General features: G+C 71.8%; 17 protein-coding genes and 1 tRNA gene. 10 read left to right on the forward strand and 8 right to left on the reverse strand.

All coding sequences use genetic code 11. The features are described from left to right. Nucleotides 1-44 precede the first annotated feature (44 nt). Nucleotides 45-578 carry a peptidylprolyl isomerase gene (locus tag ACFY3I_RS23425; protein WP_365285901.1) on the reverse strand — a complete coding sequence of 178 codons (534 nt, stop codon included), beginning with the start codon at nt 576-578 and terminating at the stop codon, nt 45-47. A gap of 325 nt (nt 579-903) precedes the next feature. Between ACFY3I_RS23425 and ACFY3I_RS23430 the strand changes: the two genes are divergently transcribed. After that, nucleotides 904-1,599, forward strand: a complete 696-nt coding sequence (locus ACFY3I_RS23430; RefSeq protein WP_365285899.1) for a DUF5324 family protein — start codon at nt 904-906, stop codon at nt 1,597-1,599. 107 nt (nt 1,600-1,706) lie between these two features. On the opposite strand, the gene ACFY3I_RS23435 is transcribed toward ACFY3I_RS23430, so the two are convergent. Continuing rightward, entirely contained in the window at nt 1,707-2,897 is a 1,191-nt protein-coding gene (locus ACFY3I_RS23435; RefSeq protein ID WP_390862416.1) for an endonuclease/exonuclease/phosphatase family protein, read from the reverse strand. A gap of 135 nt (nt 2,898-3,032) precedes the next feature. Here ACFY3I_RS23435 and ACFY3I_RS23440 point away from each other — a divergent pair, with 135 nt between their 5' ends. After that, nucleotides 3,033-3,731: a response regulator transcription factor gene (locus ACFY3I_RS23440; protein WP_390862417.1), complete on the forward strand. Its 699-nt coding sequence runs from the start codon at nt 3,033-3,035 to the stop codon at nt 3,729-3,731. Then, nucleotides 3,724-4,824 (forward strand): sensor histidine kinase, encoded by a 1,101-nt coding sequence (locus tag ACFY3I_RS23445; RefSeq protein WP_390862419.1) that lies wholly within the window; start codon nt 3,724-3,726, stop codon nt 4,822-4,824. The genes ACFY3I_RS23440 and ACFY3I_RS23445 overlap by 8 nt, the downstream gene beginning before the upstream one ends. Before the next feature lie 118 nt (nt 4,825-4,942). Here the strand turns inward: ACFY3I_RS23445 and ACFY3I_RS23450 are convergent. Continuing rightward, a tRNA-Ala gene (locus tag ACFY3I_RS23450) sits at nt 4,943-5,015 on the reverse strand. 183 nt (nt 5,016-5,198) lie between these two features. Here ACFY3I_RS23450 and ACFY3I_RS23455 point away from each other — a divergent pair. Both ACFY3I_RS23455 and ACFY3I_RS23460 read left to right on the forward strand, forming a co-directional pair. Then, nucleotides 5,199-5,747, forward strand: coding sequence for a helix-turn-helix domain-containing protein (locus tag ACFY3I_RS23455; RefSeq protein WP_390862421.1), 549 nt, complete (start codon nt 5,199-5,201; stop codon nt 5,745-5,747). Nucleotides 5,748-5,909: 162 nt separating this feature from the next. Beyond that, nucleotides 5,910-7,550, forward strand: a complete 1,641-nt coding sequence (locus ACFY3I_RS23460; RefSeq protein WP_390862422.1) for a protein kinase — start codon at nt 5,910-5,912, stop codon at nt 7,548-7,550. On the opposite strand, the gene ACFY3I_RS23465 is transcribed toward ACFY3I_RS23460, so the two are convergent. After that, nucleotides 7,514-8,956, reverse strand: coding sequence for a hypothetical protein (locus ACFY3I_RS23465; protein WP_390862424.1), 1,443 nt, complete (start codon nt 8,954-8,956; stop codon nt 7,514-7,516). The genes ACFY3I_RS23460 and ACFY3I_RS23465 overlap by 37 nt on opposite strands. Before the next feature lie 184 nt (nt 8,957-9,140). Next, nucleotides 9,141-9,269: a DLW-39 family protein gene (locus tag ACFY3I_RS23470; RefSeq protein ID WP_003999697.1), complete on the reverse strand. Its 129-nt coding sequence runs from the start codon at nt 9,267-9,269 to the stop codon at nt 9,141-9,143. A gap of 362 nt (nt 9,270-9,631) precedes the next feature. Between ACFY3I_RS23470 and ACFY3I_RS23475 the strand changes: the two genes are divergently transcribed. The 3 genes from ACFY3I_RS23475 to ACFY3I_RS23485 all read left to right on the forward strand — a co-directional run bounded on the left by ACFY3I_RS23475 (nt 9,632) and on the right by ACFY3I_RS23485 (nt 11,822). Then, on the forward strand, nt 9,632-9,979 hold the full coding sequence (locus ACFY3I_RS23475; protein WP_365285885.1) for a DUF6344 domain-containing protein: 348 nt from the start codon (nt 9,632-9,634) through the stop codon (nt 9,977-9,979). 215 nt (nt 9,980-10,194) lie between these two features. After that, nucleotides 10,195-10,983, forward strand: coding sequence for a GntR family transcriptional regulator (locus tag ACFY3I_RS23480; RefSeq protein WP_390862426.1), 789 nt, complete (start codon nt 10,195-10,197; stop codon nt 10,981-10,983). Further along, the gene (locus ACFY3I_RS23485; RefSeq protein WP_390862428.1) at nt 10,980-11,822 is read left to right on the forward strand and encodes a glycosyltransferase family 2 protein; all 843 of its coding nucleotides are present in this window, start codon (nt 10,980-10,982) and stop codon (nt 11,820-11,822) included. The genes ACFY3I_RS23480 and ACFY3I_RS23485 overlap by 4 nt, the downstream gene beginning before the upstream one ends. Nucleotides 11,823-11,876: 54 nt before the next feature. Here ACFY3I_RS23485 and ACFY3I_RS23490 read toward each other — a convergent pair whose 3' ends face one another. The 3 genes from ACFY3I_RS23490 to ACFY3I_RS23500 are packed head-to-tail and all read right to left on the reverse strand — an operon-like array spanning nt 11,877 to nt 14,267. After that, nucleotides 11,877-12,803 (reverse strand): FkbM family methyltransferase, encoded by a 927-nt coding sequence (locus tag ACFY3I_RS23490; protein WP_390862430.1) that lies wholly within the window; start codon nt 12,801-12,803, stop codon nt 11,877-11,879. A gap of 3 nt (nt 12,804-12,806) precedes the next feature. After that, entirely contained in the window at nt 12,807-13,016 is a 210-nt protein-coding gene (locus tag ACFY3I_RS23495; RefSeq protein WP_365285877.1) for a ferredoxin, read from the reverse strand. Between the two features lie 39 nt (nt 13,017-13,055). Further along, on the reverse strand, nt 13,056-14,267 hold the full coding sequence (locus ACFY3I_RS23500; protein WP_390862431.1) for an amidohydrolase family protein: 1,212 nt from the start codon (nt 14,265-14,267) through the stop codon (nt 13,056-13,058). Nucleotides 14,268-14,449: 182 nt separating this feature from the next. Here ACFY3I_RS23500 and ACFY3I_RS23505 point away from each other — a divergent pair, with 182 nt between their 5' ends. Together ACFY3I_RS23505 and ACFY3I_RS23510 are read left to right on the forward strand one after the other, a co-directional pair. Then, nucleotides 14,450-14,899 carry a DoxX family protein gene (locus ACFY3I_RS23505; protein ID WP_390862433.1) on the forward strand — a complete coding sequence of 150 codons (450 nt, stop codon included), beginning with the start codon at nt 14,450-14,452 and terminating at the stop codon, nt 14,897-14,899. Nucleotides 14,900-15,015: 116 nt separating this feature from the next. Beyond that, a complete protein-coding gene (locus ACFY3I_RS23510) occupies nt 15,016-15,474 on the forward strand; it encodes a hypothetical protein (RefSeq protein WP_390862435.1) in 459 nt (152 codons plus the stop codon). Nucleotides 15,475-15,724 lie beyond the last annotated feature (250 nt).

Below are 15,724 nucleotides of genomic sequence, written 5' to 3' on the forward strand. Positions count from 1 at the left end.
CACATCCTTACGGACGGGCGGGGCGTTTGGTTCCCTTCGCCGGATCAGCTCTCGCGCTTCTCGACGACGACCGTCTCGATGACGACGTCGGTCTCGGGGCGCTTGTTCGGCCCGCTGACGCCGACGGAGGCGATCCGGTCCACGGTCTTCTGGCTGTCCGCGTCGACGACCTCGCCGAAGATCGTGTGCTTGCGGTTGAGGTGGGGCGCGGGATTGACGGTGATGAAGAACTGCGACCCGTTGGTGCGGGGTCCCGCGTTGGCCATCGCCAGCAGGTAGGGGCGGTCGAAGCGCAGGTCCGGGTGGAACTCGTCCTCGAACTTGTAGCCGGGTCCGCCGATGCCGGTGCCGAGCGGGTCGCCGCCCTGGATCATGAAACCGCCGATCACCCGGTGGAAGAGCGTGCCGTCGTACAACGGGTCGGTGGAGACCGCGCCGGTGGCCGGGTGGGTCCACTCACGCTCACCCCGCGCCAGTTCGACGAAGTTCTTGACCGTCTTCGGCGCGTGGTTCGGGAAGAGCCGGATCTCGATGTCGCCGAGACTGGTCTTCAGGGTGGCGTAGAGCTGCTCGGCCACGATCCGCCTTCCGTTGTGCTCTCGTGTGCTCGCGTGTAACCCGGTGATGGGTTCGCCCTCACGATCCTCGCACGGTACGACGGCCGGGTGACCCGCCTGGCGGGTCCCTGCGCGGATCCTCACGAATCACTTGCGGAAATGCGGCGGGGTTCCCACTGGGCGGGAGCGCTGGGGGGCGTTCCGTGGCATTGTCGACGGCAAGCCCCTCTCAGCTCCGGTTGCACCCGTATGCCCGTCCTCGCGCGCCGGTCGGCCCGTCGACAGGCATGATCCCTAAAAGGGTGGAAAGTCGAATTACCGTACGCCACCGAGGAGGAGGAAACCCGTGACCCGCAAAGAGAGCGTGCGCAACGCGACCAGCTCGGCGAAGGACAGCGTGCGGCACGCCGCGGAAGTGGTGGCGCCCTACGCCGACACGGCCAAGGAGCGTGCCGCGTACTACGCGCAGGAGGCACGCGTACGGCTCGCGCCCGTGATGTCGCAGGCCGCCGAGCAGGCCCGCGTCCAGTACGACGCCCGTCTCGTCCCGCGCCTGGAGCAGGCGCGGACGCATGTGCCACCGATGGTGGACCAGGCGGCGCACGACGCCGCCGATCTGACCCGTAAGGCCGCCCGGCAGGCCGCCGACTACTCGCGCCCGAGGATCGAGCAGGCCGTGGCGGCGGCCGGGCCCGTCCGGGACGAGGCCACAGCGCGCGGTGCGGCCGCGCTGGCGGCACTGCGCGGCAACGTCTCGGCCGAGGAGATCGAGAAGCTGGCGCGCAGGAACCAGCGGCGCTCGTCGTTCGGCCGGGCGTTCAAGGCCTTCGCCGTGGCCGGGGTGCTGGCCGGTGCGGCCTTTGCCACCTGGAAGTGGTGGGACAAGCAGGCCAACCCGGACTGGCTGGTCGAGCCGCCCGCTGCCACGGAGGTCCCGGATTCGGGCCGTCTCAGCTCGGTGGACGGAAGTTCCTCCCTGCACCCCGAGGTCCAGGCCAAGGAGGCGGAGGAGCAGACCTCCCGGGACGACAACGGGCGCTGAGCCGGCGTTTCACGTGAAACCGACGGACCCCCGTACCCGCGCGGACGCGCGGCGCGGGGGTTCGCCCTCTGCCCGGCGTCCGCGCGGGTACGGGGGCGCCAGGGGATTCACCAGCTGATCCGGGCCGCCACCGGCAGGTGGTCGCCGGTGGTGGCCGGCAGCACCCATGAGCTCCGCGGTCGTACGCCACGCACGAGGATCTGGTCGATCCGAGCCACCGGGAAGGCCGCCGGCCAGCTGAAGCCGAAGCCGGCGCCGGCCGCGTCCTGGGCCGAGCGCATCTGGTCACGCAGGCCGGCGAACGCGCGGTCGTCCATCGTGCCGTTCAGGTCGCCGAGCAGCACCACCCGCTCGTTCCGGTCGGCGGCGACGGCCTCGGCGAGGGCCTGCGCGCCGGCGTCCCGTTGCGAGGTCCAGAAGCCCTTCCGGGGCATCACCCGCACCGATCCCAGGTGTGCCACGTACACCGCGAGCGGCCCGTGGGGGGTGGCGACCGTGGTGCGCAGCGCCCGGTTGTACCCCGCCTTGACGTCGGCCGGGATGCTGTCGGCCAGCGGCCCCTGATCCGTCTTGACGTCGACGGGCCCGGTGTCCGACAGCGGCAGCCTGCTCCACAGCCCGACCGTGCCCAGCACCGCGTGGTACGGGTACGTCTTCGCCAGCACCTTCTCGTAGGTGCCCGTGGCCCGTCCGGTCAGCTCCTCCAGAGCCAGCACGTCCGCGCCGGAGGCGGCCAGGGCACGGGCGGTACCGGCCGGGTCGGGGTTGTCGGCGTCGACGTTGTGGCTGACCACGGTGAGATCGCCGCCCGGACGGGACTTGTCGGCGAGGAGGCCGCCGAACAGGCTCAGCCACACGACGGCCGGCAGCGACAGCGCGGTCACCGCGGCCGCGGACCGGCGCCACAGCGCTCCCGCCAGCAGCACGGGGACGCCCAGGCCGAACCACGGCAGGAGGCTCTCCACCAGGCTGCCGAGATTGCCGATCCGGTTCGGGATCCGGGCATGCAGCAGCATGAGCAGACCCAGCAGCAGCGCCAGGGCGGCGAGCACCGGGCCGCGCTTCCACGGTCCGGGCCCCGCCACCCGGCGGACCCCCGCACGCAACCGTACGGGCCGGGTACGGGTACGGGTGCCGGCGCCGGTGTCCCGGCGCCCGAAGCCGCCCTGCCCGCTCCCCACCGCATCGGCCGTGTCGGCCACATCCGCCGTGTCGACCGCATCCGCCGTATCGACCGCATCCGCCGTGTCGACCGCATCGGCCTCGCCCGACCTGCCCGGCCCGCCCAACCGCGTCATCGTCCGTCCTCGATCCCTCCGGCGGGAGCCGCCGGCTCCCGACCTCGTGGCACCAGTCAAGGCAACGAGGTGTCGCCCACGCGTATGCGGTTTTCGATACGCGGACGATACGGGCCGACTCATAGCATCGGTCGCATGCGTGTGCTGATCGTCGAGGACGAGCCCTACCTGGCGGAAGCCATCCGCGACGGCCTGCGCCTGGCCGCGATCGCCGCCGACATCGCGGGCGACGGCGACACCGCCCTGGAGCTGCTGGGCCTCCACACGTACGACATCGCCGTCCTCGACCGCGACATCCCCGGGCCCTCCGGGGACGAGATCGCCAGGCGCATCGTCGCCTCCGGCAGCGGCATGCCGATCCTCATGCTCACGGCGGCCGACCGTCTCGACGACAAGGCCTCCGGTTTCGAACTCGGCGCCGACGACTACCTCACCAAACCGTTCGAACTGCGGGAACTCGCGCTCAGGCTCAGGGCTCTCGACCGCAGGCGCGCCCACCACAGGCCTCCCGTGCGGGACATCGCCGGTCTGCGCCTCGACCCGTTCCGCAGGGAGGTCTACCGGGACGGCCGTTACGTCGCGCTGACCAGGAAGCAGTTCGCCGTGCTCGAGGTCCTCGTGGCCGCCGAGGGCGGGGTCGTCAGCGCCGAGGACCTTCTGGCCCGCGCCTGGGACGAGCACGCCGACCCGTTCACCAACGCCGTACGCATCACCGTCTCGGCGCTGCGCAAGCGGCTCGGCGAACCCTGGGTCATCGCCACCGTGCCGGGCGTCGGCTACCGGATCGACGGACGGCCGGAGGACGCGACGGAGGGAGACCGGGACCGTGGATAGAGCCCCTGGCCCGAGCGTCCGCCTCAAACTCACCCTCAGTTATGCCGGATTCGTCGTGCTGGGCGGCACCCTGCTGCTGGCGGCGGTGTGGGTGTTCCTGAACCGGGTGCCGCACCCCGGGCTGATCATCGTGCCCGACTACCGCCTGGCCGTCGTGCGCACCTTCGCCCCGACGGCCGTCTCCGTGCTGACGTTCCTGCTGGTGTTCGGTCTCCTGGGAGGGTGGCTCCTCGCCGGCCGGATGCTCGCCCCGCTGACCCGGATCACGGACGCCACCCGCCTGGCCACGGACGGATCGCTGTCCCACCGGATCCGGCTGCCGGGCCGCATGGACGAGCTCCGCGAACTCGCCGACGCCTTCGACACGATGCTCGCGCGGCTCGAAGCACACGTCACCGAGCAGCAGCGGTTCGCGGCCAACGCCTCCCACGAACTGCGTACCCCGCTCGCCGTCTCGAAGGCGCTCCTCGACGTGGCCCGCAGCGATCCCGACCGCCGGACCGACGAGATCATCGAACGCCTCAGCGTCGTGAACACGAGGGCGATCGACCTCACGGAGGCACTGCTGCTGCTCAGCCGGGCCGGCCGGCGGTCCTTCACCCGGGAGCCCGTCGACCTGTCCCTCATGGCGGAGGATGCCACCGAGACGCTCCTCCCCCTGGCGGAGAAGCACGGCGTCACCATCGAGACCTCCGGCGACGTCACGCCCGCCACCGGGTCGCCGGCCCTCCTGCTGCAACTGACCACGAACCTCGTGCACAACGCGATCGTCCACAACCTGCCCGCCCGGGGCACGGTGTGGGTCGCTACCGGCGTCCGCGCCGGGACCGCGGTGCTCACCGTCGAGAACACCGGCCGGACCCTCACCCCGGAGCTCACCTCGACCCTCACCGAGCCGTTCCAGCGCGGCACCGAGCGCGTCCGCAGCGACCACGCGGGGGTCGGCCTCGGCCTGGCCATCGTCAGGACCATCACCCATGCCCACGGCGGGACGCTCACCCTCACCCCGCGTACCGAAGGCGGGATCCGCGTCACCGTCGAACTGCCCGCGCCCTCCCCGCATCCGGACGCACAGGATCCCCGCCGGAAGTGAGGGCCCGTGCGGCCGCTCACCCGACGCGGTCACCCGGCTACCCGCGGTGGACCCGCGCCCACCTCGACAAAAAGACCCCTCCGACTGCGTTTCCGCAGTTCAGAGGGGTCTCACGGGGTGGAGCCTAGGGGAGTCGAACCCCTGACATCCGCCATGCAAAGACGGCGCTCTACCAACTGAGCTAAGGCCCCGTACGGGAAGCAGCCGAACCAGCGGAGTTCCACCGGTCGGTGCCGCAGACCAGAGTACCGGGTCACCCCCCGTACCTCGCAAAAAGATTGGGGGTCCCCCCAGATGACCACGCTCCGTAAGATGCTCGGCGAGGTTCGCTGTAGCGAACCGTGGATTTTTTGGGGAAGCGATGGGGAGACGCAATGGACGCCGCACAGCAGGAAGCCACCGCCAGAGCGCGGGAGCTGCAGCGGAACTGGTACGGAGAGCCGTTGGGGGCGCTCTTCCGTAAGCTCATCGACGACCTGGGCCTCAACCAGGCACGTCTCGCGGCGGTCCTCGGACTGTCCGCGCCCATGCTGTCGCAGCTGATGAGCGGACAGCGGGCGAAGATCGGCAACCCGGCCGTGGTCCAGCGGGTGCAGCTGCTCCAGGACCTGGCCGCGCAGGCCGCGGACGGCAGCATGAGCGCGGCCGAGGCGACCGAGCGGATGGACGAGATCAAGAAGTCCCAGGGGGGCTCGGTGCTCAGCAACACCACGCAGACGACCAGCGGTTCGGGCGCGCCCACGGTCAAGCGGGTGGTCCGTGAGATCCAGTCGTTGCTGCGTTCGGTGGCCGCCGCCGGTGACATCATCGACGCGGCGGAGACGCTGGCTCCGACCCATCCGGAGCTCGCGGAGTTCCTGCGCGTCTACGGCGCCGGCCGCACCGCCGACGCGGTCACGCACTACCAGTCGCACCAGAGCTGAGTCACGGCCCGGTACACCGGAGGGGGTCCGGTGGACCGGGCGGGACCAGGCCCTGCCCGAGGGGATCGGGCGCGAGGGGTCGTATCGCTCATCGGGGGGAAGGCAACGGGGGTGTGAGGCAGGGGGACCGAGGGGACCACAGGGGGAGGGCTACGGGCAGTCATGGGTGAGGTCTTCGCAGGCCGGTACGAACTGGCCGACCCGATCGGCCACGGCGGAGTGGGCGCCGTCTGGCGCGCCTGGGACCATCGGCGCAAGCGCTACGTGGCCGCCAAGGTGCTCCAGCAGAGCGACGCCCACGCACTCCTGCGCTTCGTGCGGGAGCAGGCGCTGCGCATCGACCATCCCCATGTCCTGGCTCCGGCCAGCTGGGCCGCCGACGACGACAAGGTCCTGTTCACGATGGACCTGGTCGCCGGCGGCTCACTGCTCCACCTGGTGGGGGACTACGGTCCCCTGCCGCCCGCCTTCGTGTGCACGCTCCTCGACCAACTGCTCTCCGGGCTGGCCGCGGTGCACGCCGAGGGCGTGGTCCACCGGGACATCAAGCCCGCGAACATCCTGCTGGAGGCCAGCGGTACCGCACGCCCGCGCCTTCGCCTGTCCGACTTCGGCATCGCCATGCGGTTCGGCGAGGCCCGGCTGACCGAGACCAACCTCGTGGTCGGCACGCCGGGTTACATCGCGCCCGAGCAACTCCTCGGCGCGGAACCCGACTTCACGGCCGACCTGTTCGCCGTGGGCCTGGTCGCCGTGTTCCTCCTGGAGGGCGCCAAGCCCGACGCCAAGGCGCTCGTGCAGCACTTCGCCGAACACGGCACACCGGGCGCGCCGAAGAACATCCCGGATCCGCTGTGGCAGGCCGTCGCCACCCTCCTCCAGCCCGATCCCGAGGCCCGCTTCCGCACGGCCACCGGCGCCCGCAAGGCCCTCGCCCAGGCCATGGAACTCCTTCCCGAGCCCGGCGCCGACGACGAGTTGATCGAGATCTTCGACCAACTCGGGCCACTGCCGACGGGGTTCGGCCCCGAAGGACCGTTGCGGGCGGCTTCGGGGATCGATCTGAGGGCAACGCCGTCGGCGACCGAGCCGACCCAGCCGACGGAGCCAACAGGGCTGACGGGACCGGGCGTTGGCGAGAGCACGGCGAGCACGGCGGAAACGCCCGATCCGGCGCGTGCGGACACCACGGACACGGATGCGGTCTCGGGGACGGGACCGGATGCGGTCTCGGGGACGGGACCGGATCCGAGGTCGGGCATGGCGTCGGGAGAGGGGACGGACTCGGGGGCCGACGCGGGTGCGGCGGGTGGCGGTGCGCCGGGTCACATCACGGCTGCGCCGGGTACCGCACCGGGCACCACGCCGGAAGGTTCGCCCGGCATGTCCGACACCGGCAGCTTCCGGCTCCCGCTGCCCCAGGCGCCGGTACCACCGACCCCGTACCCGCAAGTGTCGTACCCGCAGGCGCCGGATCGGGCGTTTCCGTCGTACCCGCCGTACGCCTCCCACCAGCAGCCGGAGCCCCGGTCCCAGCCGTCGTCGTACTCGCGGCTGCCCCCCTTCCCGGACGCCCCCGCCCCACACCCGCACACCGGCGGCACCGGCACCACCGACACGGCCACCTACACCACCCATGACCCGCGGCCACCGGAGCAGGCCCCGCCGGCGGCGGTGCGTACCCACGGCCGGCGTCGGCGGCGGGCCCGCCGACCCGGGCCTCCGGCGAAGGCGGTCGTACCCGTCCTGCTGCTGGCGCTGGCCTGTTACGCCGTGGGCTTCTGGGCGTTGACCCGGATCTGAGCGCGGCGGGCGGTGAGCGTCCACACGCCCAGGCCCAGGAGCAGGGCCGTGCCCGTGCCGATCCCGCCGGCCGCGAGCACCCGCATCGCCGTCGGGTCCGCTTCGCCGCCGGCCGCGGTGTCCAGGCCGCCGAACTGGTCCGACGGAGGGTCGAAGACGCCCTTCGGAACGGGTGAACCGGCGTAGTGCGGGCCGGATTCCGGCGTGCCGTCGACGCGCACCCGGAGTGTGACGTCGTAGGGCCCCTGTCCGAACGTGTCCGCCGTCTGTTCGGTGAGGTGGACGACGAGGTAGTAGGCGCCGGCGAAGCGGACGGAGTTCTCCGCTCCGAGGGCGGCGTAGCGGTTGGCGTAGGCCACGGGTGGCAGGGTGGCGAGCGAGGACGTCTTCTGCCTGCCGTCGTAGCCGAGGGACAGGTCGTCCACGTAGCCGCGGACCGGGCTGTACAGGGAGAGGTTGAGTGCGGCGCTGACGTAGCCGTGGGCGCCGTCGCCGATGCTGCCCAGTTCGACGGTGGCGTGCAGTTGCTGTCCCCAGTCGACCGGGACCGCGTAGTAGAGGGTCCGGCCCGGGGTGATCCCGGTCTCCCAGGCGCCCGCGCCCAGGGTGCGGGCGGTGGCGAAACCGGCGCCGGCGGCGCGGCGCCGGGGGTCGCCGGTGACCGCCTCCGGGGAGGCGGAGTTCCAGGTCTCCGGTGCGGTGGTGGCGGCCGCCCCGGCCAGGCCCGGTTCGGTCACCGGCGCGATCTCCAGGTCCCAGCTGCCCGGAGTGGTGGTCCGTGAGCCGGACGTGAGCCGTTCGACGATCACGTAGTAGGTGCCCGCCTGCCGGCACAGTGTCCTGCCCGCGTCCCGCCGCCCCAGCGCGGTGACCGGCCGGGGGCTGAGTCCGGCGCCGAAGCGGGCGCCGTCGTATCCGCAGGAGACACCGTTGGCGTCCTCCACGGAGACCCCGATGCCGTCGCTCGCCGAGACGGTGGCACCGGCCGGCGGGACGGCCGTGACGGGGACGTAGGCGGTGCTGTCGGCGGCGAGTTCGAGCCGGAAGTAGCGCCTGCCCTTCTCCGGCAGGGCGCTGCGGTAGGTCCTGCCGGCCTCCAGGGGTACGGCGGCCGCGGTGCCCGTCGCTCCGGTGATCGTGCGGGCGTCCGGGGCGAAGGCGTAACCGCTGCCGCTGTCCGCCGCAACCGGAGAGGCCGGCAGCAGCGCGGTCAGCAGTCCGGTGAGCGCCGCCGTCGCGGCCAGGGCGGCGGCCCGCGCGCTGCCGCCGCTGGCGCTGCCGCCACCGCTGCTGCTGCTGCTGCTGCTGCCAACGCTGCTGCCGCCGCCGCGAAGCCGTGTTGCCGTGCGCCACCGCGGTCCGGCCGCAGGCCACCGCCGTCCCGCCCTGCGCCACCGTCGTATCACGCGCGCTCCCAGCCGTCGCTCGTCCGCCGTCGAAGTCCCGGACCGGCCCCATACTGCCGCTCGCGTCTCCGCGCCACCCGGCGATTCACACGGCCGTCCGAAACACCCGCCTCACACGGCCCGGGAGAACGCAAAACCCCGACCGCGAGGCGGTCGGGGTCTCAGTGTCGTTCGTTGTCGGTACTCACGAACCCGTGGGCACGGAGTCAGTCGCCTCCGTCCACAGATCCTGCTCGGCGCGATCCGCCTGGATCTGGCGGTACACGAGGAGCCCGCCGATGGCGGCCAGTGCGACCAGGAGAAGCTTCTTCACCGCGCGACCTCGTCTCTTCCTTGACGTAGGGGACCTCTGGCGCCCGACTATACACACCGACCGATATCGATCGGTGACCTGGCATCCAGCCCCCAACTCCGGCTCACCACAAGGTGTTGCACGGCGTACGGCAGAGCGGCGGGCCGTTCCGATCGGAGGGTGATCACACCTCCACGGACGGTTACTTTGCGACTTTCGCCCACTTTCGCGGGCCTTTCTTCTGATTTTTCGGTCCCCTTGCGTCCGACCGGGTGGTGTTCATCAGAACATCGCCGCGCCACAGGTCGACGTCCCCCACTTCGCGATCCACATACACATCATGAGGAAAGTACGCAAATCGCCCAACCTGAAAGTGAGGGGCCATGGCCCGGAACGCCAAGGTCATGAAGTTGTGGACCGCCTTCGTCACCGCCTTCCTTGCGCTCTGCACGGCGCTCGGACTCGTCTCCGCCACCACCGCCGCCGCGGTACCGCAGACCGAGACCCCGCGCAACAGCAACAGCGGCGACGAGCGCGGCCCGGCCGGCCGGGTGATGATCCCGGCACAGACCCACTGGCTCTGGTCCCAGGCAAGGTCCCTGCCCCCCACGATGAAGCAGCGCATCCGGGCCGAGGCCCACGGCAAGTCCCCGAGCTGCCGCCACCGGCCCCTGGACACCACCGAGTCCGAGAACCCGGCAGAGCCCCCGGCGGCACCGCTCGACTGCTGATCCTCCCCAGACGGCTCAGACGCAACGGCGCAAGGGCGACTTGCGTACGTACCAGCGCCTACTGCGACACAGACCCGCGACCGGGACCCGGCCGCGGGTCTTCGCACGTTCGGCCATACCCCGTCGGCGCGTCCGGCCACGCCCGCCAGGGGGCACACCCGGCTCCTCGGCTCCTCGGCTCCTCGAGTCCTCCTGAGGAGTCGTAGGCTGAAGCCGTGCCCAAGGCATACGAGGAGATCGCCGACGACCTCCGCCGTTCCATCAGGGCCGGCGGGCTCACGCCCGGTGAGCGGCTGTCCTCCGAGGCGGCGCTGGCCCGGCACTACGGCCGGAGCGTACCCACGGTGCAGAACGCCCTACGGATGCTGAGCGCGGAGGGCCTGATCGACAGGCGGCACGGCCGCGGCACCTTCGTGCGCGGGCCCCGTACCCGGGCGGTCCGCGACAACGCCCGGTACCAGTGGGAGAAGGACCGCGCCAGGATGCCGGAGGCGACCAGGGCCGCCACCGGCGCGACCGAGCACGAGACCGGGCTGGTCCTCGACGATCTGGTCTTCTTCGCCCGCTACCGCGAGCTGACCGCGCCCTTCGACCTCGCCGAAGCGTTCGGGGTACCCGAGGGCACGGCGCTCCTGGAACGTACCTACCGGACCCGTTGCTCGGCCGAGCCCGCGCCCTTCAGCCTGGTGAGCTCCTGTCTCGTCCGGGACATGATCGCCGCGAACCCGGCGCTGCTGGACGAGACCCGCGAACCCTGGCCGGGCGGCACCCAGAACCAGCTGTACACGGTCGGCATCGAGGTCGCCCGTGTCGAGGAACGCCTCACGGCACGGCCGCCGACGCCCGAGGAGGCCCGGGAGCTGGATCTGCCGGCCGGCACCTCGGTGATCCTGCTGCGCAAGACGTCGTACGACGTCGACGACCGCGTCGTGGACGTCACCGTCGTCACGCTTCCCGGCGACCGCACGGAACTGCTCTTCACCACGTACCTGGAAAGGTGGTGAGCGCCGCCGTGAGCCGTGGTGCCGCCGTCGTCACCGTCGTCACCGCGGTCCACGCGCCGTCGGCCCGTTTCCTGCCCGAGGCCTACCGGTCGCTGTGCGCGCAGCGGCTGCCGGACGGCTGGCGGTGGCAGTGGCTGATCCAGGAGGACGGCTACGGCGACGAGGTCGGCCCCTACCTGCCGGACGACGCCCGGGTGTCGTTCCGGCAGGGACGCACCGGCGGCCCCGGGGTCGCCCGAACCCTGGCGCTGGCCCGGGCCGAAGGGCCGTACGTCCGGGTCCTCGACGCCGACGACCAGCTCACGCCGGGCGCGCTCGCCCGTGACCTGGCCGTACTGGAGACCCACCCCTCGATCGGCTGGACCACCTCGCGCGTCCTCGACCTGCTGCCCGACGGTTCCACGGCCGGTTTCCCCGGCGACCCGGCCGAAGGCCCCATCGAGCGCGGGACGGTGCTCGGCTCCTGGACGGCGAACGACTTCCGCGCGCCCGTCCATCCGGCCAGTCTCTTCGTCCGCCGTGAGCTGTTGCTCGCCCTGGGCGGCTGGATGGCGCTGCCCGCCTCCGAGGACACCGGGCTGCTGCTCGCGCTGAACGCGGTGAGCCGGGGCTGGTTCACGGCGGAGGCGGGGATGCTCTACCGCAAGTGGCCGGGCCAGGTCACCGGCCTGCCCGCCCACACCGACCCGGCCGAACGGCAGGCCAGGATGGCGGTCGTGGCAGCCCGCGCACGGGCACTGGCGCACCTCGACTGGCGAGCCCCGGCACCGGCCTCCCAGGTACACGACCACCCCCAGGTACACGACCACACCGCGCCACGGGAACACCGACCCGTGTGACCGACCCGACCCGGCCCGGCCCGCAGCCCGCGGCCCGCGGCCCGCAGCCCGCGGCTACAGCGTCGCCGCGTCCGTGCGGGAGAAGATCAGGTCGCTCTCCTCCGTCACCGGTCCGTCCCAGCGGACCGGGGCCAGCGGCTCGCCGTGCAGCGCCCGGGGATAGCTGTCGGGCGCGTAGCTGTTGGCGAGTCGGTAGACGTGGTACCCGGCGTCGGTCATCGTGCGCAGCAGTTCGTCCGCCGAGTCGCCCAGCCGGGCCATGCGGTCGGGAGTGACCTCGACGGTGATCTCGGCGTCCGGGCGCAGTTTCCCCAGCAGCGGCGCCAGCCCCCGCACCACCGCGCCCTCGGCGCCCTCCACGTCGATCTTGATGACCCGCGCGGTCTCGATCTCCTCCGGCCGCAGCAGCTCGGGCAGCGGCACGGCCTCGATGTCGAAGCTCGACTCGGCCGGACCGTCCCACGGAACGATGCTGTTGGCACCCATGTTCGCGGAGCTGGCGAGGACGAAGGTGAGGGTCCGGTGGGCGTCGGAGACGGCGGCGTTGACCGCCCGGACGTTCCGGCAGCCGTTGAGCGCGCTCTGCTGTTCGAGCCGGCGGTGGAAGGCGGGGGAGGCCTCCACGGCCACGACCCGGCCCCGCTCACCGACCAGTGCGGAGGCGAGGACGCTGAAGACACCGATGTTGGCGCCCACGTCGACGAAGCAGTCCCCCGGCGCCAGCCTGCCGCGCAGCCAGCCGGTCAGGTGCGGTTCCCACACCCCGAAGAGGTACAGGTAGCGCTGGATGAGGTCCTGCGTGTCGACCGCGAACCGGGCACCGGAGCGCGTCTCGACGACCCGCCGGCGCGGATGGTCCCGCAGGTGTGCGTTGAGCACCCGGGCGGCACGGGACTTGCCCCAGGGGCCCGGGAAGTCCCGGACGTAGCCGCGGCCGAGGGTGGCCAGGAGTTCGGTGAGTTCCGTGCCGGTGCCGCTCATCCGCTAGTCAGTGACCCTTTTGCCGTTGATCCGGATCGCCTGGGACGGGCAGCGTTCGGCGATGTCCCGGAGCAGTTCGTCGTCCCCGGGCTCCTCCCGTCCGGGCAGGACGAAACCGTACCCGTCCTCGAAGCCGAACACGGCGGGCGCCCGGAAGGCGCATTCGCCTGACCCGTAACAGACATCGGCGTCGACCGAGACGGAGACCTTCATGGGGACTCCCCTGCCCACCGCGGGCCCCGCCGAACCGGGTCACGTGAAGGGCAGCTCCAGCATCCGGATCGCGTTCCCGCGCAGCAGCTTGTAGGCCACCTCCGGTGCCAGCCCGCCCACGTGCTCCTGGGCCACCCGCTTGGTCTCCGGCCAGGTCGAGTCGACGTGCGGGTAGTCCGTCTCGAAGGTCGCGTTGTCCACGCCGACCGTCTCGATCGCCTCGATGCCGTGCTTGTCGCGGAAGAAGCAGCAGAAGATCTGCCGGTAATAGTACGTCGAGGGCGGCTCCGGGATCAGGTCCCTGACGCCGCCCCAGGCACGGTGCTCCTCCCAGACGTCGTCGGCACGCTCCAGGGCGTACGGGATCCAGCCCATCTGGCCCTCGCTGTAGGCCAGCTTGAGCCGGGGGAACCGCACCAGAATGCCGGAGAAGAGGAAGTCCATCATGGAGGCCATGGCGTTGTTGAAGCTCAGCGAGGCCTGCACGGCGGGCGGGGCGTCGGGGGAGGCGGCCGGCATCTGCGAGCTGCTGCCGATGTGCATGTTGACGACCGTCCCGGTCTCCTCGCAGACCGCGAAGAACGGGTCCCAGTAGCCGGAGTGGATGGACGGCAGTCCCAGGTAGGTGGGGATCTCGCTGAAGGTGACCGCCCGGACGCCCCGCTCGGCGTTGCGCCGGATCTCGGCGACGGCCAGGTCGATGTCCCACAGCGGGATCAGGCAGAGCGGGATCAGCCGGCCGCCGCTGTCACCGCACCACTCCTCGACCATCCAGTCGTTGTAGGCGCGGACGCAGGCCAGCGCGACCTCCTTGTCCTCGGCCTCGGCGAAGGTCTGTCCACAGAACCGGGGGAAGGTGGGGAAGCAGAGGGAGGCCTCCACATGGTTCATGTCCATGTCGTCCAGACGGGCCTTGGGATCCCAGCAGCCGCGGCGCATCTGCTCCCGGGTGATGCCGTCGAGCGTCATCTCGTCGCGGGAGAAGCCGACGGCCGCGATGATCCGCTTGTAGGGGAAGAGCAGGCCCTCGTACTCCCACCAGTCGGTGATCTGGCCCGCCGGGTCGGTGGTGAAGCGGTACTTGCCGCCGACGTAGGCGAGTTCGCCGATGCCGGCGGTGAAGGGCTTGGGTCCCTTGTCGCGGTACTTGCCCGGCAGCCACCTCTCGAAGAGGTGCGCGGGCTCGATCACGTGGTCGTCCACGCTGACGACCCTGGGCAGATCCTGGGTACCGGTCGCGTTCTCTGCCATGCCTACCCCCTGCTGCCTGCTTGGACATCCACTAAACTGACGGTCCATCAGATTTGGCTCGGCTCTCAGGCTAGGCCCGGCGGGCGATGCCAGCAAGAGCCGCCGGACCTCTTGCGACCCGCGCCGCCTTCCGCTGAACTGACGGATCGTCAGACAGTTGACCGATCCGGGAGGGTTGCGGGATGCGATCAGCCTTGCTGAGCGGTGCCGAGTGGTTCGCGGTGCTCCGCATCGGGCTCGGCCTGTGGTGGCTGGAGAGCTGGCGGCACAAGGACAAGAAGCAGTGGTTCGGCGGCGGGGGGATCCGGTGGGCGGCCGGTGTCGCCGAGAAGCACCGCTGGCCCGTGGTCCGGCGGGGCTTCGACACCGTGGTCGCGCCACGTCCCCGGCTGATGGCCCACGTGGTGGCGTACGCGGAACTCGCCCTGGGCCTCGGCCTGACCTTCGGCTTCCTCACGCCGGTCGCCCTGGCGGCCGGGTTCCTGCTCAACCTCGTCTACCTGGCCCTGATGATCCACGACTGGGCGGAACAGGGCCAGAACCTGATGATGGCCCTGATCTCGGCGGTCGGCCTCTTCGCCATGTCCTGGCAGACCTGGTCCCTGGACTCGACGCTCGGCCTGTTCGGATAACCCCCGGCACGGCACGGCCCTTTCACGAGCCCCACGGCTTCACGGCCCATTCGGCGAAGCCCGTACGACCCACTTCACGGCCCACCCGGCGAAGCCCTCGCGGCAAGGAGGCGGAGATGACCGTTCCCTCGGCGGAGTCGCTCAGAGAGGTGCACTCCGCCCGTGCGCATCGCGCGTACGGACGCGCACTGGCCGTCTGCAGCCATGCGGGGATCGACGGCGACGCCGCCCAGACCGTGCCGACCGGCCCGGTCGGCCGGGCCGCGAACGCGCTCCGACTGTCGGCCCGGTCCCTCGCCGCCCTGACGGAGACCGCACCGGACCCGGCGGCCGACGCCCGCTGCGCCCGCAACGCCGCCGCCACCGCGGCACTGGCCACCCAGGTGGCCGGAGCACTGGACCGACGGCCCGAGGCGGCCGCGGCTCTGACCGCCGCCCTCACCGCGTCCCGGGCCGCCGCGATGGCGGCCGGGGGTACCGCGGCGGGACAGGATCCGGCCCTGAACACGGCGGCCGACGAGGCGGAGGAGCAGGCGGTCGAGGCGGCCCGTACGGCGGGCTGGATGCCGGACTGAGGGCGCGTGGCCGACCCGCGTCCGGGCTCCCCCGTGTCGCTCCGGGCACCGCACCGTCGCATCCCGAACGGTGTCCCCGTGCCGTTCGGCACCGGTCCCTCCCCTCGTGGGGACCGGTGCCGAACGGCGCGGGCGGCCTCGGGCCCCACGGGGCCCGCTCAGTCGGAGAGAGCAGCTGCCGTCGTCGCGCCACTCCGGCGGGTAATCGCCGGTGGAACCTGACCGAGAACATGCGGTGTCGTGCGCTGTC

Origin of the sequence: Streptomyces sp. NPDC001068 (assembly GCF_042897315.1) — a bacterium.
Taxonomy (GTDB): Bacteria; Actinomycetota; Actinomycetes; order Streptomycetales; family Streptomycetaceae; genus Streptomyces.